The sequence below is a fragment of the Mucilaginibacter pineti genome (assembly GCF_900101875.1).
GTDB lineage: Bacteria > Bacteroidota > Bacteroidia > Sphingobacteriales > Sphingobacteriaceae > Mucilaginibacter > Mucilaginibacter pineti.
The window spans coordinates 366,209-380,189 of the sequence record NZ_FNAI01000005.1; the positions used below are offsets into that span (position 1 = coordinate 366,209).

Genomic DNA, 13,981 nt, shown 5'->3' on the forward strand with positions numbered 1-13,981 from the left:
AATATTCACGTACATTTAACTTTACAATACTAAAAACGCTTTGAGCAAATACATACAGGTGAACCAGGCATTGGCCGCTATCGAACAAGGGCGGTTCCAGATCTTGTGCAATGACTTTTTAAAAAATGAATATCCTGGCGACCTGCAAAGTATTGGCACCGTGGAGGGCAAGGAAAAAAGCCGCAGTGGCCAACCCGATGCTTATATCCGCAAACCTGACGGCCAATATATTCTAGGGGAATTCACTACTAAAGACGACGCTTTTAAAAGTGCGTTTGAAACCAAGTTGCGGGATGATCTGGATGAATGCCTGAAATTCGAATCCTTAGGCATCAAACCGCACCAGGTCGATCAAATCGTCCTTTGCTGTAACTCCGTCGTAGATATCGCATTTGGTGAAACCTTGAACGAGATCGTTTCACCCCTGGGTATCCGCCTGCGTATTATTGGCATTGAAACACTCAGCACTTACTATTCCAGCACTGGTAAGCTATTTGCCCGAGATTTTTTAAATATCAAGTTTGATACCGGCCAGGTGCTGGATAAAAATAGCTTTATAGAACGTTACAACAAAAAAGACCTGTCCACGCCGCTTACTAATGTGCTTTTAGGCCGGGAACTGGAGCTAAAAAACCTGTTGAGCATGATTGGCGAAAGGTCGATCACACTGTTACTCGGCGGCGCAGGTAGCGGCAAAACCCGACTTGCGCTACAGGCCATGGATGATTTTGTGGAGGCCAATCCCGAATTTATTCCTTACTATATTTTTGGCAAATCAGGCGACATCATTGAAGACCTGCTCACTTTTCTGCATCCGGGTAAGGCCTATATCCTTTTGGTCGACGATGCCAACCGGCAAGTAGACAATTTGCTGTCCGTTCTGGACCGAATGCTGGATAAAGGCTTGCAGGTCAAAATAGTCATCACCGTACGTGACTATGCCAAGGACGACGTCCTGAAACATATCCGGAAACTGGACTTTGAATTTTTTGCTTTAGCAAAACTATCCGACGACATTATTCAGCAAGTGATCTACGGACCGCCTTTCAGTATTGGAGACTGGACCGCGCGCAAACGCATCAGCGATATCGCCGAAGGCAATCCGCGTCTGGCGATCATGGCCGCACGCGTTTACCGTCAAAATCCAGTGCTACAGTCGATCTCAGATGTTTCCGTGATTTACGATGAATACTTCCAATCCATTATGGATGATGGTTATCTGCGACAAAATGAATTTTCGCTAAAGGTTTTGGGTATACTTTCCTTTTTTAACAGTGTCGATATCCGCTCGCAACTGGATGTACCGATCCTGGCCGCATTCGGTGTCGGTCCTGAAGAGTTCTACAGCACCGCCGAACAACTCGAAGACCTGGAGATCGTCGAGATCTACGATCGTAGTGTGGTCAAGATCACGGAACAAATTTTTTCGACTTATATGTTTTACCAGACCTTTATCGACAAAGGCCTGCTGAACTTCCGTACCCTATTGGAGGATTACCTCGAAAAAAATCAATTTCGCTTCAAAGACACCCTTTTACCGGTCATCACCGTGTTCGGCCCGCAGAAAGTGATCGAAAAACACAAACCAATGTTGTTGGAGGTATTGGACGGGCTGCGTCCGCAGCCGAACTTAGCATATGATTTTTTGGAGTTGTTCGGCTTTTATATGCCTGAACAATTATTGGTATTCGTGTACCAGCAGATCACTACGAACTTAGAACCAGGACAACAAATCGATGTGGAACCCATTTGGGAAAATGAGCGTTTTAGTGGCAAGAGCAGACTGCTCAACTTATTAGACCCGTTTTTCCTGCAAGACACGCCTGACTTTACTACTGCGCTCGCTCTTGGCTTCCGCTTTGTAGCCAAACGGCCTGACCATCTCGATAATTACATCGACCAACTTAAACGTAACCTGCACCCCGCTGGTGACGAGGTTGCGCAAAATTTCCCGCGGCTTAGTAAACTGCTCAGTTGGCTGAACGACCCTGGTAACAGTAGCCCGGAAGCCAGCAAAATATTCTACCAGGTACTCCCGCGTTGTTTCCTGAATACCCACTACGAACATCATTTCTACCTCCAGTCCGGAACCGGCTATCAACTGGCGCCAAACTTCGCCTGGATGAGGACGATGTTGTGGGAGAAGATCATCCATAAGTACCAGGATGACCGTGAACAGGTCGATCTGATCCTTCGGGCATATATCAAGGATGAGCCGCACCTTAATCAAGTTTTATTTAAATTCGATGAACCCTATATCAACCGTTTTATCACTGAACATATGCGACCTGCGCTATTTGCCGATTGCTATTTCGTCCAGGACTATCTCCGGCTTGTAGAAAAGAAAATTGGCCGTCTGACGGAATTATATAAACCGCTAAAAAAACAGTTCAATAACCGTAGCTATCAAATCTATCGCCTCTTATCTTATGATCATTATCGCGACCATTATGATTATATGAAGATCGCACAGGCTCGGCGGGAAACCATTGGCAAAAAACTACCGGTACGGTCACTGTCAGGGTTTAAAAAATTATACGACCATATTGCCGAGATCGCGGGCCACTCCGGGGACGTCAGAAACGTGATCTCCGAAGGTCTGGCCATCATTTTAGCAGGAGCGCTCGAAAGGGATCTTGAAACCGGCCTTTCCGCACTGGCTTTTTACCTTAAAATGGGGAATCCGTGCTGGATCAACCCCAATCCCGTCTTTCGCCAATTAATGCAGTCCTATCCCGCCGAAACTGCACGCCTGTATGCGCTCATTTCCCAACCAGAATTTGCTTACCGACAAAATTGGCTGGAAAACTTTTTCTATTGCCTGCCGGAAGAATTAGTCACCAGGGAATGGTCAGAAAAATTGTTGTCGTGTTATGAACAGGTCGCCTCGTCGAACAACGGCATCTATCCAGACCACTTTATACGCTATGAAAATGAAAGGGAGGACACCATATATGACCTGCTCAAAACCTTGTTCGACAAACGTGAAGCCGATAATCAGTTCCTCTATAAACTGAGCCACGATCTGATGCGGCAATTTCCAGCCTTAGTAGAAAAACATCTGAAGTTCTGTCAGGACCTTTATCTGCAACAGGAAGAGGTTGATCCGCACGCGGATATTTATTCGGAAGAATTGTTTTTGCTGCTGGATCACGATATCAGATTCTTCGATACTTATATCGACCACCTGACCAGCCGCCAGGAACGCATGCTTAGTTGCGGCAACAAGACGCTTAGTCAGATCTGGCGTTATGGCAATGCGAAGGAAATGGTTTACCGGGCAATTGTCAAGATGCGCCAAATGCGTTACTGGAGTACATTAAATCATCTCAGTTCCATATTTTTTATACAGGTTTCCGAAGAAGACTTGCCAAAGTGCATAGAAGTACTTGACCAATTATTAAATGACCATAAGGATGACATCCGTATGCTCAACATCATTTTAGATATCACCAGAAACAGTCTAGGAGAACAATTCCACCCCTTTGTCAAAAAGATCATGATAGCTAACCCTGACATGGAGGTTTTTAAGAAATTGGAGTTTCATAATAATCATTTCAGTTCCACCGGTAACCAGATCTGGGCCGATTTTAAGGCAGCTGCGTTGTCAAAGCTCCATGCTTACATTAAGGCGGAATTACCAAATCATTATGATTATCTGGAACATTTGGACCTGTTAACCCGCCGAATCGCGATGTTTAAAGAAAGCGCCGACGGGGAGCGCCGGCTACAGTTCCGTGGATATCGTTAACCAACTATATTCTTCGGTGACCTGACCATCCAAAAATAAGCTGATCGTTACCGCTTAAGGCAAAGTCTATACAGTCCAAAAACCTCGTTGAGCAAGCCCAAGTATAAGTTTTCCCAACATTTGATCATTATTCCAGATTTTATTTTTTCTCATTTCCTTTACCTTATCGGCAACCGCTTGGCAATACGGTGTGCCGTGCTCAGCAAATAAATCCATTAATTCCTGTCCGCCAGCAGCTTTCTCAATAGTAACACTCATTGCTTTTACATTTTCTGAGGTTAGAGCACCTAAGGTATTTTGCGAATCCAAATGAGTTTGCAAATCGCCGTGTTGTCCAATTATCCTTAGTTCGCTATTCTGCTCTGTCCTTAGATTTACTCCGGCAGCAAAATATTTATCCCTGGTGCTTCTAAATATACGGTATTGGTCGTCTTTGTCATTTAAGATTTGAGGATAAATAATCACATAATGCTCTCGGTCTATTGGGATTTCTAATATATTTTCAGTAGAGAATACATTGTCGCCATTCAATTTCCCTTTCATATCCATCACTAGTACTGGATTATCGGAAGTTATTAACGGTACATCGCTATCAACTTTAATTACCTCTATACCACAATTAAGTTTAAAGTCGACAAACTTTTGCCACTCACCAAAATGATCGATTAAAAAATCCTGTTTATTTTGTTGTTTCAATGTCTGCCTTGCTTCTGCAATATCTTTTTTCAGGAATTTGAATTCTACACCCTTTTTACTTCTTAGGACGATTTCTTCATCTGGATTTGTAACAGTTTGTTCAATTCTATCGAGCAACTTCGTAAGTTGGTCGTTTTTCCTATCTAAAAACTTTGGCGTCCTAAAAAACAAACTGAGGATTGTATTAAGAATTTTTCTTTTTGTTTCCTCCGAAATATTAAAAGTTGTTGGATCAGTTAATATCTTATAAACTTCAGGATATACACCATCGACCTCTCTTCCATAAAATCTTTCCAAAGCGTACTTATCGCCATTGTCGTCCGGAAAGGTGTATAGGTTTTTCTTTGCGCAAATAGATTTAATATTCATTGGGATTGGCCCCTTTGACCCTCGCATCTCCGAATCCACTAAAAAATGACCATTCTCCTCTATGGCAAAATTTTTCAAATAAGAACGTGGGACGAAATGTTGATGAATTGGCTCGTTCATTCTGAATAGTTTTGATATTCATAACAATATAAGAATTTTCATTCAAAATATCCAATAACAATTCAATTGGTTCTAGGTAAAATGCCGTATAATTTGAGTAACTTATAATGGTTCGTAAACAACTATATCAATATCGAATTGTTCCAAATACCGTTCGATCATCGGCTTAACAACATCCCAACGGAGCCCACCATTCCCACAACCCAAAGCTGGCAGTGCCAAACTGCCTACAGCATTTGCCTTTAAGTAATCTACCAACGCAATCAATCCAGCCTCTACAAATTCATACTCCGACGGCTGCCGCCAATGCGCTTTGGTCGGCAGGTTAACAATCAATTTATCTCCATACAAAAGGTTCGTATCACGAACGGGCAAAATTTTGCCGATACCAAACGTTCCTGTTTTACAAGCATCTGCATAAACCCTGAAATTATGCGGGAACGCTTGTTTAAAAGCAAGGGCGATACCCTTACCCATCACGCCAACCGTATTCACCGTATTAACTAATGCTTCGGCTTTATCTTCTAGTAAGTTACCTTTTACGTAAGTAATCATCATCGCTAAGTTAAGCCACTTTAAGTGGCTGTGTCCTGAAATCTTTTAAATTGAGAAAGAATCCCCTGTTAAACAGGATGCCCTCACGGAACACCTGCCATAACAGTGATGCACCAAGATTGGCTAAAGTAGAATTGATAAACAAATCCTGTTTCGCAAGTGCATCGGCAAGGGAACAGCTTGGGGTGTTGTCGGTATTTTCCGACTGGATAAGCAGTTCTTTAAATTCCTCGGTTACGAATGGCAGGTTTTCAATGGGCTGATATTTTTTAGAGGTAGGTTGTGGGATTTTGCCGATGGTGGATAACACTACCTGACCTGTATCCTTGCTATTGCCAAAGTCCATCCAGTATAATGGTCTGCCCCTGTAATTACCTGACTGTATTTTGTAAGTATCCAGTATCCCTGCTATCTCGAAACGGGCATCTACGGTATCCACACATGATATGGTAATCGTGGCAAATGCCCTGTTGATAGCGCAATAATTGCGGTCATAGCGTTCGGTTTCCGCTTTCCAGTTGGTGCCGAAAAAACGGTTCACACGATTAATTAAGGCGACTGATTTATACAAGCCCAGTTCGGCTGTGGTGAATAACTGCCTTGCCAAATTCGGGCGTTCCACTTTGTCATCATCAAATAAATGTACCATCAGGCCGGGGTGGTTCAAGGCTATCAATGCCTGGTTAATTCTGGCGAGTGCGGTTAGCATTTGACTGCCCGTACCGCCCGCACCAATCAAGTTGATTAGGATAGGATTGTAGGGTTGCAGCAATTCCTTTTCTACGATGTGAACCGCTGTTAGCTGCTGTTTGATTTTCTTCGGCTTGCTCATTGCATTAATCTTTTAAGGGTGATATTATGTTTTACTAAAGTTTCGATGGGGAAAGGCCGGCCTGTGCTGACCTGCACTTGCCATAATTCAGCCATATCAATTTGGCTACCTGAATGCCCGCCAATGGTGTGGCTGAAGTAGCTGTTAAAGAAATAGGTTTCCCATTTGTCCATAAATTCTTCTAAATAGGTAAAGCGTTCAATTTGGATGCTGACCGTACCCATGCACACGTTACCGCTTTCATAAATATTGAAGTAGGGCGCATGGTAGAGCTTGGTGTTTTCGGTGGGTTTATTTTTTCTTTTGAGGGCATAAACATTCAAGCTGTCTTTGGTCGCTTTCCATACCATTGCCGGGATTTTGGCTTTACCTGCGGGAATATTTAAGCCGTCAACGAAGTACATATCTACTTCCTGTGGCGGGGTGTACCATACGGCATACCCATTGCTTTGCGGATTGATGTATAAAACCTTGTTAGGTAGCATCCCTTTACTTTTGAGGTAGTTGCCTTTCAGGTCGGAGGTGCTTTGAAATAACTCACTTAAAGCGATCATTTCAGGGAGCGTTAAGGGATGGGCATTGATTGGATTGCCGTATTTGCCAATGTCATAGCTTTCTACGTAGGTCTGCCTGTTATCGTCGGCGGTTCCGTACTGCCCGTCATGGTTAATTTCTTTGAGGGCATAAATCAGCAGGGCTTTATGAGGCACGTATTGCTGATTAAAATCGTTGCTTACATTAGTCATTGTCGTGGTGTGTTAAGAGTTGGCACAATCGGTTGATTAACGCTAACAGGCGTGTTTCAAATCCAAAGTTTTCGTTTTTCTTTTCAGTCAGCGTATCGAAAACTTCTACGGCGGTCGGTTCGTCGGTGATACCCGCTTCCTGAAATTCGCTGTCAATCATGCAAAACAGGCTTTCCTGCAAGCAATCATTCCCGCTCCAATAAAAACTCATATACTGGTCGGCATGGATGCGTTCTTCGATTTCAGGATGGCAGAAGTCAGGACGGATATGGTCAAAGAATGAGCGGTCAGGGTAATTATTGTATAGCTGTACAAATTCTATAGCCAGTATCGCCCAATCGTTATCGCACTTTTCGGCCTTACTGTAATTGAGCACGAGGGTGTCCATATTGGTCAGTTGTTGCGGGTCGCTGATTTGGCGGAGCAAATGAATGCCTGCGTTTTGCAGGGTATATAATTCGTCCAGTTGTTCCCGCCTGTAGGCATCTTCTTCCTCGTCGTTCTCCATATCTTCATTAATCATTTCGTCGAGATAATGATACTGATGATGCAGGTAGCTGCTTTGCTCGGTATAAAAAGGCACTTGTACAACTTGGTACAGGTAAGCGAAAATGGCTATAACTATTTCGGATAAAGCTTGTTGCTTGGCTTGCTGAACCCAGTTCCATAGCGGTTTAACGGGGATATAATAGAGGGTCATGCCCGTATCAAATTGCCTGACAGTGGCTAAGGTGGCGGTAAAGGTATCATCTTGGAGAATAATGCAGTCCAAATGCTTATCAATCGCTTTGATGCGCTCGGCGGTGATTTCCCATGACCTGTAAATATTCTGCGGAAAGGTTAAGCCTGTTACATCGGGTATCAGCAAATCATAATAAGTGCAGATATTTTCAAGGGAGCGGAAAAATTCCTTTTCCGCTCTTGCCTTGTTTCCCTCGTATGCCCAAAAAGGTTGGAATGTATGGGTCAGAAAACCATTTCGGTTAATTCGGGTGGTGCGCTTCTTAACGGGTTGCGCTGAACCTGCCCGGCATCGGGTAAGCGGTCGAGGCTTACGGTTAACCTGCTGAATAGTGCGTATAGTTTCCATTGCTCGTTTTCCTTTTTGATTTTTATTGTTCTGTTCTTTGTTGCTTTCATCACTTATCCTTTCGTTCCCATTGTGGTTTCAAAATGGAACACCCGTTCATCATCCACGATTTCAGGACCCCGTATCTTGGCGGTGGTCAGGATGGGATAATGATTAGCATAAAAGTTAAGCACTTCTGCTGTGGTAAAGCTCGGGTTCGGGTCGGTCAAACGAACATCCTGCCCGTTTGCTCTGTGCAGGAATACCCTGCTGATTTCGATAATTTCCATGTGATACACTTGCTTATAAATCCTGCATTAATTCGTCGTACTTGGTTTTGCGCTTGGCAAGTTCCTCGCCCTTGCGGGTGATTTCGTCCGCTTTGTCGGGATAGTCTTCGGCACTTGGCAGTAAGGCAATCGCCTCGCTGTATTTGCAGTTCTTGTTGAGTTCAGCGATTTGGAGCATCGCATCGTCATAGCGCTTTTTCTTTTCCGTTACGGCCTTTTGCTCGGCTTCCTGCGTACTGAACAGGTTTTCGGTTTCAGGCTCGTCGTCATCATCATCATCGGTTGTTGTGGCGGTCTTACCCTTGTCTTTACCCTTATTCTTTTTGTCCAGTTCCGCTTTGGATTGTTTTTGCGCTTCGTCCAGACCTTTTTGGTAGGCATCCATATTGGCGAATAGTTGTGCGGTTTCTTTTAAGGGGCTATGGATAGCGGTAAAAAAGCCCTCGTCCAGTTCGGTCGCTTCGCCCCGTAATATCATGGGCGGTATCACGTTCCCTGCTTTGTCTGTCGTGGCATTGGCTAACAACACGGCTACGGTTAGTTTGCCTTCCGCTTTGGCGATAATGAGGTTCAGATTTCCCTGAAATTCCAAACCTGCGATATGGTTAAAAAAGTTCGTTTGCATATTGGTTTCTGCTAATTCTGTTCTTGGTTAATTTGGTTCCCTTGCCTTTGGTATAGGTGGCTTTATAGCCATTCTGTTCGATGATACCCCGCAGGATATTTTCGGCTTCCCTTGCTTTAAAAGCATCTTCGTTACTGACAAACAGCAGGTCGGTATTGCTGAAAAAGCGGAGCGTGTTCGCCAGTACTTTGATGGCTTTCTTTTCTGTTTTATTCGATAGGATGCTCATGGTTCGTTGGTTTTAAAACCCGTGTACCAATTGGCACACGGGTAAATGATTGGATTAGAATGGCAAATCGTCGTCGTCAGCGCCCGGCTTAATGTCCGCATAGGCTTCGGCTTTCTGCGTTTTGTTGTCGGCTCTTTCAGTGCCATTTGCTACCGTCTTGCCTAACAGTTTCACCTGTTCAACGTGCATGTTGAGCGTACCCACGGCTTTGCCCTCTTTGTTGATGTAGGCACCTGCTTCGATACGTCCGTGCAGTTCCACCAATGTGCCTTTGGTCAGGTATTCGGCTAAACCTGCATTGCGCCAGTACGAGCACTCAAAATAGCGGGTGATTGTCACCCTTTCGCCGTCTTTCGGGCGGTAGCTGTCGTTAATGGCAATGGTAAAGCCTGTTACCTTTTTGTCCGATTTTGTTGTCCTTACGGTAGCGTTTGCTACCACTCTTCCTGTGATGGTTTCCATAACCTTTTTTGTTTTTAGTGAACTATTTATGTTGTTTACTTTTCCTTTTGTGAGCCTTGCCTTGTGATTATTTTTAAAAGACAAAAACGGTAAAAAAGAAAGTCAAAAAGGCGCGGTAAAGAGCAGGAGTGCAAGAACTATAAGTCCCGGAGGGTGGACGGCAGCAGGCCGGACATTATGCGTTCTGTAATGAGGCTCACGCGAACTTGACGCCTCTTTTGTCCGTTTGTCTTTAAAATGATTACATAAAAAACCTCCGACGCTTAAAAATCTCCAAGTCTTAATAGATGGAAAACCGCATGAAGGATCGCAGCGACATCCTTTGTCAAAAGATACAGTGGAGAGCCTGGCCGCAGGCATGCCCAGGGATAGCAGCTATCTTAACTGATTAATCAGCAGGCAGTCAAACCATTATTTTTTTCTATTGTTAGAAAATAAATTAATTAAAAACTAAAAATCAAACATCATGGACGATAAAACAAAGACCGGCAGCCCGGACAGCAAATTCATCAATGTAAACGAAGATTACGAAGTGGCCTACTGGACCAAAGAATTAGGCATTAGTAAAGAGAAACTGCAAGAGGCAGTTAAAGCCGCAGGTACTTCGGTAAGCGCCGTTAAGGAATATCTAAATAAATAACAGCTATGGGCCTGACCGAATACGCCAAGAAGCGGAACTTTAAAAAGACCGCGGAACCGGCTGGCGGTAAGCCCGGCTCGGACAAGTTGCTATTTGTGGTTCAGAAACATGCAGCCTCGCACCTGCATTATGATTTTCGCTTAGAGGTCAAAGGTGTCCTGAAAAGCTGGGCGGTTCCCCGTGGTCCGTCGATGGATCCGGAAGAAAGGCGGCTGGCCATGGCGGTCGAAGACCACCCTTACGATTATAAAGATTTTGAAGGGATCATCCCTAAAGGCCAATATGGCGGTGGAACCGTCATCGTCTGGGACGAGGGCTGGTACGAGCCTGCATCTGATGAAAAGCTGAAGGACAAAGCCGCCAAAGAACATTGGATGATGTCCAATTACTACAAGAACGCACTGAAGATCAAGCTGCACGGTCACAAACTAAAAGGCGACTTTATCCTCATCAAGTTCAAAGAAGATAAATATGAAGGCGGCTGGCGGCTCATTAAGGCTGACGATGAATACGCAACTAAAGCAGATATTTTATTAAAAGACAAGTCGGTCAAATCAAAACTGACGGTTGAACAAATGGGAAAAAAACAGGGTGCCGAAGTGTGGAACAGTAACCGGGCGCCTGAAAAACCTGAACCGGACCTAAAAACACAAGGCATCAGAAAAGCCATGCCGCATTCGGTCAAGCCGATGCTCTGTACCCTGACCAAAGAGGTCGTGCCGGATGATGACTACCTCTACGAAGTAAAATGGGATGGTTACCGCATCATTTCCTATATCGAAAATAAAAAGGTCCGCATGGACTCCCGCAGCGCACTAGACTATACGAAAAAATACCCGCCAGTGGCCAAAGCTTTGGCAGCACTCGGCCACGATGCCGTACTGGATGGCGAGGTGGTGGTTTTCAATGAAGAAGGCAAGCCTGATTTTGATGCTTTGCAAACTTTTAACGGTCACGATGCACCGATCAACTACTGTGTATTTGACTTGCTTTGGCTGGACGGTTATCACCTGATGAACTTGCCGCTGACCGACCGCAAAGCGATCCTAAAAGAATTGGTAGCGGATAACGACGTGCTGCGCTTCAGCGAATCTTTCGATGACGGCGTTGCGTTATACCAGCAGGCGCTGGATCTTGACCTGGAGGGTATCGTAGCCAAGCGCAAAGACAGTGCGTATGTGCCCGACGCGCGTGACAACCGCTGGCTGAAAACACCGACCCGTAAACGCCAGGAATTTGTGATCGGAGGCTGGGCCGAATCAGACAAATCGCGTTCCTTCCGTTCCCTGCTTTTCGGAGCTTACAATAACAAAGGGGAATTCGAGTGGATCGGACGTTCCGGCGGCGGTTATAAGCAAAGCGAAATGCCCGGCATTTTGGCCAGGCTGCAGCAGCTCGAAATAGAAAAGACCCCGTTCATTAACAAGGTCCTGGATACCAAAGGCGCAAAGATCCATTGGGTAAAACCGGAACTGGTGGCCAATTTTGAGTTTGCGACCTGGACAAAAACGGGGCGTATCCGTAAACCTGCCACCTTCCTGGGCTTCCGTAAAGACAAAAAAGCGAGCCAGGTCGTGCGGGAAGTGCCCCTTTCTGACGACCAGGAAGAACAGATCAAAGAAGCGCCAAAACCGGTTATTGCCGATACCGACAGCAACTGGCCCAAGATCGACAGCAAAAAGATCAATTCTGAACGCGAGTTTGAGTTCGCCGGCCAGACCGTCACCATGAATAATATCGAGCAGGAACTCTGGCGCGGCATTACCAAAGCCCGGCTGATCACCTATTATCATAGCATCTGTCCGTACATCCTGCCGTATTTAAAAGACCGCCCGCTATCCCTGCATATCAAACAAGACGGTGCTAACGCGCCCGGCTTTTATATCAAAGACATGGAAGGCCGCCAGCCGGACTACCTCGATATTTTCAGTGACCAGCGCCGCCACAAAAAGAAAGGCAAGCGCGACCAGATCGATTATGCCGTTTGCAACAATGAGGCAGCCCTGCTTTACCTCATCAATCTGGGCAACATTGACCTGAACCCCTGGAGCTCAACTACCGGCAACCCGCAGGAACCGGATTTGATCAGCATCGATCTCGATCCGTCGGACGAAGATTTCGGCAAAGCAATCAAAACCGCCCAGGCAGCCAAAAGGGTGTTTGATCAGTACAAACTGCAAAGCCTGGTCAAAACCTCCGGCAAGACTGGCATTCATATTTTTATACCCTGCCAAGGTTTCACTTACCCGCAGGCAAGGACAATAGCCGAAAAACTTTGCGACGAGATTGCTAAACAAGTGCCCGAGATCGCCACCACCGAGGTCAGTATCGACCACCGCGGCGACAAACTTTTTGTCGATCCGAGCCAAAACGATTATGCCGACACCCTGGCCGCCGCCTATTCGGTGCGGCCGTATAAACATCCGACTGTCTCGACGCCGCTGGACTGGAAGGAAGTGAAAGACAAACTCGATCCGGGCAAATTTACTATAGATACACTGCCGGAGCGGCTGGAAAAGAAAGGCGACCTGTTTGCCGACCTGTTAAATGACCAATGGCGCAAGGCCAACACTAAAATATTAAAGGAGATGTTATGACAGACTATAATGCGATCCTGCAGACCGTGAACGGTAAGGTTTACGAGCTCAAAGGACTGGACAGCGCCTTTCACCTGCACCAGCCCAATTCCGGCGTCGTAGGTTTTTATGCCCCCGAACATTATAACAAAGAATTGTTTATCCACCTGAAAGGCGGCGACCAGTTCATTTTCGAGCAGGTGCCCGAAGAAGTCATGGCTGCGCTCGAACCGGAAGATGCCGACATTGACAGTGTTTACCATCAACTCATCGGCAGCAACCAGCCGAAACGCATCAGCGATGCGGAAATAATCCCGGTTGACCTGAAAGAACTGGTAGACGTTTTTTGCCAAATGCAATACCATATCACGACGACGAACGGCCTGTGGGCGACGGATGAACCTGACGCGTTTAAAAATCATCCGGCTCACCATTTGTTATGGCAGATTGGTTTTGAATTGAATGACATTAAAGCCAGCAGCTATGAAAATCGGACCTGAATTGCTCAAAATATTAACAAAAACATATACGCCGGAAGAAATGATCAGCCAGCGCTTCGGCCGCTATGACCTGGCTTTTAAAACCGACGAAGAAGGCCGCCCGGTTATTTTATTTATCGGGAAGGCAGATGAAAATGGTAAGATCAAAGGGGAACGATTTGCCCGCCAATTGCAAGGCGGCAAAGATCATTGGGATAATAAGGGGAAAACGGGATGAACAGCAACGAAAATGACTATCCTATAGGGCGGGGAAGTGCCCTTGATGAAAGGCGCGGACCAGATGATGACAGCCGGGAAATATTGGTTAAAACTCCCGGCAATAACAGCAGCCTTCGTTTAAACGCGAGGACGCAGGAACATGATAAGCAGACCGTCTGGGAAGTTACTTTGCCCTTTGAAGTGCCTCTTAAGCTGGTGAAGAAAGATAACAAATGGGTTGCCCTTGGCGAAAGCCGGGCGGATCTCGCCCTCATTCATGCCATCGGCCAGGCTATTGACAAACAACTTAGCGCTTAACCTAT

Annotated in this window: 16 protein-coding genes; 6 read left to right on the forward strand and 10 right to left on the reverse strand. The window is 45.5% G+C overall.

Translation table 11 applies throughout. The annotated features are described in order from the left end of the window. Window positions 1-40 precede the first annotated feature (40 nt). Entirely contained in the window at window positions 41-3,751 is a 3,711-nt protein-coding gene (locus BLS59_RS13880; protein ID WP_091149870.1) for an NACHT domain-containing protein, read from the forward strand. Window positions 3,752-3,817: 66 nt separating this feature from the next. Here the strand turns inward: BLS59_RS13880 and BLS59_RS13885 are convergent, their stop codons facing one another. The 10 genes from BLS59_RS13885 to BLS59_RS13925 form a co-directional block, all read right to left on the reverse strand. After that, complete coding sequence (locus BLS59_RS13885) at window positions 3,818-4,936, reverse strand: DUF4238 domain-containing protein (protein WP_091149871.1); 1,119 nt, start codon at window positions 4,934-4,936, stop codon at window positions 3,818-3,820. A 102-nt stretch (window positions 4,937-5,038) separates the two neighbouring features. Further along, window positions 5,039-5,494, reverse strand: a complete 456-nt coding sequence (locus tag BLS59_RS13890; RefSeq protein WP_091149872.1) for a macro domain-containing protein — start codon at window positions 5,492-5,494, stop codon at window positions 5,039-5,041. Window positions 5,495-5,501: 7 nt separating this feature from the next. Continuing rightward, window positions 5,502-6,323: a PRTRC system ThiF family protein gene (locus BLS59_RS13895; protein WP_205411266.1), complete on the reverse strand. Its 822-nt coding sequence runs from the start codon at window positions 6,321-6,323 to the stop codon at window positions 5,502-5,504. Continuing rightward, window positions 6,320-7,069, reverse strand: a complete 750-nt coding sequence (locus BLS59_RS13900) for a hypothetical protein (RefSeq protein ID WP_091149873.1) — start codon at window positions 7,067-7,069, stop codon at window positions 6,320-6,322. Before BLS59_RS13900 ends, BLS59_RS13895 begins: the two co-directional genes overlap by 4 nt. Next, window positions 7,062-7,937, reverse strand: coding sequence for a hypothetical protein (locus BLS59_RS13905; RefSeq protein WP_091149874.1), 876 nt, complete (start codon window positions 7,935-7,937; stop codon window positions 7,062-7,064). The genes BLS59_RS13900 and BLS59_RS13905 overlap by 8 nt, the downstream gene beginning before the upstream one ends. 98 nt (window positions 7,938-8,035) lie before the next feature. Then, complete coding sequence (locus tag BLS59_RS31615; protein WP_162842632.1) at window positions 8,036-8,209, reverse strand: hypothetical protein; 174 nt, start codon at window positions 8,207-8,209, stop codon at window positions 8,036-8,038. Window positions 8,210-8,212: 3 nt separating this feature from the next. Further along, entirely contained in the window at window positions 8,213-8,428 is a 216-nt protein-coding gene (locus tag BLS59_RS13910) for a PRTRC system protein C (protein WP_091149875.1), read from the reverse strand. A 13-nt stretch (window positions 8,429-8,441) separates the two neighbouring features. Continuing rightward, window positions 8,442-9,053 (reverse strand): PRTRC system protein E, encoded by a 612-nt coding sequence (locus tag BLS59_RS13915; protein ID WP_091149876.1) that lies wholly within the window; start codon window positions 9,051-9,053, stop codon window positions 8,442-8,444. Beyond that, window positions 9,034-9,282, reverse strand: a complete 249-nt coding sequence (locus BLS59_RS13920) for a hypothetical protein (RefSeq protein ID WP_091149877.1) — start codon at window positions 9,280-9,282, stop codon at window positions 9,034-9,036. Before BLS59_RS13920 ends, BLS59_RS13915 begins: the two co-directional genes overlap by 20 nt. Window positions 9,283-9,336: 54 nt before the next feature. After that, window positions 9,337-9,744 carry a single-stranded DNA-binding protein gene (locus BLS59_RS13925; RefSeq protein WP_143014128.1) on the reverse strand — a complete coding sequence of 136 codons (408 nt, stop codon included), beginning with the start codon at window positions 9,742-9,744 and terminating at the stop codon, window positions 9,337-9,339. A 466-nt stretch (window positions 9,745-10,210) separates the two neighbouring features. Between BLS59_RS13925 and BLS59_RS13930 the strand changes: the two genes are divergently transcribed. From BLS59_RS13930 to BLS59_RS13950, 5 genes are read left to right on the forward strand one after another with little or no spacing between them, the layout of a single operon-like run. Next, complete coding sequence (locus BLS59_RS13930) at window positions 10,211-10,384, forward strand: DUF3606 domain-containing protein (protein WP_205411267.1); 174 nt, start codon at window positions 10,211-10,213, stop codon at window positions 10,382-10,384. A 5-nt stretch (window positions 10,385-10,389) separates the two neighbouring features. Beyond that, complete coding sequence (ligD, locus tag BLS59_RS13935) at window positions 10,390-12,981, forward strand: DNA ligase D (protein ID WP_091149880.1); 2,592 nt, start codon at window positions 10,390-10,392, stop codon at window positions 12,979-12,981. Further along, window positions 12,978-13,460: a hypothetical protein gene (locus BLS59_RS13940; RefSeq protein ID WP_091149881.1), complete on the forward strand. Its 483-nt coding sequence runs from the start codon at window positions 12,978-12,980 to the stop codon at window positions 13,458-13,460. The genes ligD and BLS59_RS13940 overlap by 4 nt, the downstream gene beginning before the upstream one ends. Continuing rightward, window positions 13,444-13,677, forward strand: coding sequence for a hypothetical protein (locus tag BLS59_RS13945; protein WP_091149882.1), 234 nt, complete (start codon window positions 13,444-13,446; stop codon window positions 13,675-13,677). The genes BLS59_RS13940 and BLS59_RS13945 overlap by 17 nt, the downstream gene beginning before the upstream one ends. Further along, complete coding sequence (locus tag BLS59_RS13950) at window positions 13,674-13,976, forward strand: hypothetical protein (RefSeq protein ID WP_091149883.1); 303 nt, start codon at window positions 13,674-13,676, stop codon at window positions 13,974-13,976. The genes BLS59_RS13945 and BLS59_RS13950 overlap by 4 nt, the downstream gene beginning before the upstream one ends. Window positions 13,977-13,981 lie beyond the last annotated feature (5 nt).

Excerpts from the sequence above, each read along its gene's own strand:
- BLS59_RS13885 (WP_091149871.1), bottom strand. The coding sequence starts at position 4,936 with ATGAACGAGCCAATTCATCAACATTTCGTCCCACGTTCTTATTTGAAA.
- BLS59_RS13890 (WP_091149872.1), bottom strand. The coding sequence starts at position 5,494 with ATGATGATTACTTACGTAAAAGGTAACTTACTAGAAGATAAAGCCGAA.
- BLS59_RS13895 (WP_205411266.1), bottom strand. The coding sequence starts at position 6,323 with ATGAGCAAGCCGAAGAAAATCAAACAGCAGCTAACAGCGGTTCACATC.
- BLS59_RS13900 (WP_091149873.1), bottom strand. The coding sequence starts at position 7,069 with ATGACTAATGTAAGCAACGATTTTAATCAGCAATACGTGCCTCATAAA.
- BLS59_RS31615 (WP_162842632.1), bottom strand. The coding sequence starts at position 8,209 with ATGAAAGCAACAAAGAACAGAACAATAAAAATCAAAAAGGAAAACGAG.
- BLS59_RS13910 (WP_091149875.1), bottom strand. The coding sequence starts at position 8,428 with ATGGAAATTATCGAAATCAGCAGGGTATTCCTGCACAGAGCAAACGGG.
- BLS59_RS13915 (WP_091149876.1), bottom strand. The coding sequence starts at position 9,053 with ATGCAAACGAACTTTTTTAACCATATCGCAGGTTTGGAATTTCAGGGA.
- BLS59_RS13920 (WP_091149877.1), bottom strand. The coding sequence starts at position 9,282 with ATGAGCATCCTATCGAATAAAACAGAAAAGAAAGCCATCAAAGTACTG.
- BLS59_RS13925 (WP_143014128.1), bottom strand. The coding sequence starts at position 9,744 with ATGGAAACCATCACAGGAAGAGTGGTAGCAAACGCTACCGTAAGGACA.
- BLS59_RS13930 (WP_205411267.1), top strand. The coding sequence starts at position 10,211 with ATGGACGATAAAACAAAGACCGGCAGCCCGGACAGCAAATTCATCAAT.
- ligD (WP_091149880.1), top strand. The coding sequence starts at position 10,390 with ATGGGCCTGACCGAATACGCCAAGAAGCGGAACTTTAAAAAGACCGCG.
- BLS59_RS13940 (WP_091149881.1), top strand. The coding sequence starts at position 12,978 with ATGACAGACTATAATGCGATCCTGCAGACCGTGAACGGTAAGGTTTAC.
- BLS59_RS13945 (WP_091149882.1), top strand. The coding sequence starts at position 13,444 with ATGAAAATCGGACCTGAATTGCTCAAAATATTAACAAAAACATATACG.
- BLS59_RS13950 (WP_091149883.1), top strand. The coding sequence starts at position 13,674 with ATGAACAGCAACGAAAATGACTATCCTATAGGGCGGGGAAGTGCCCTT.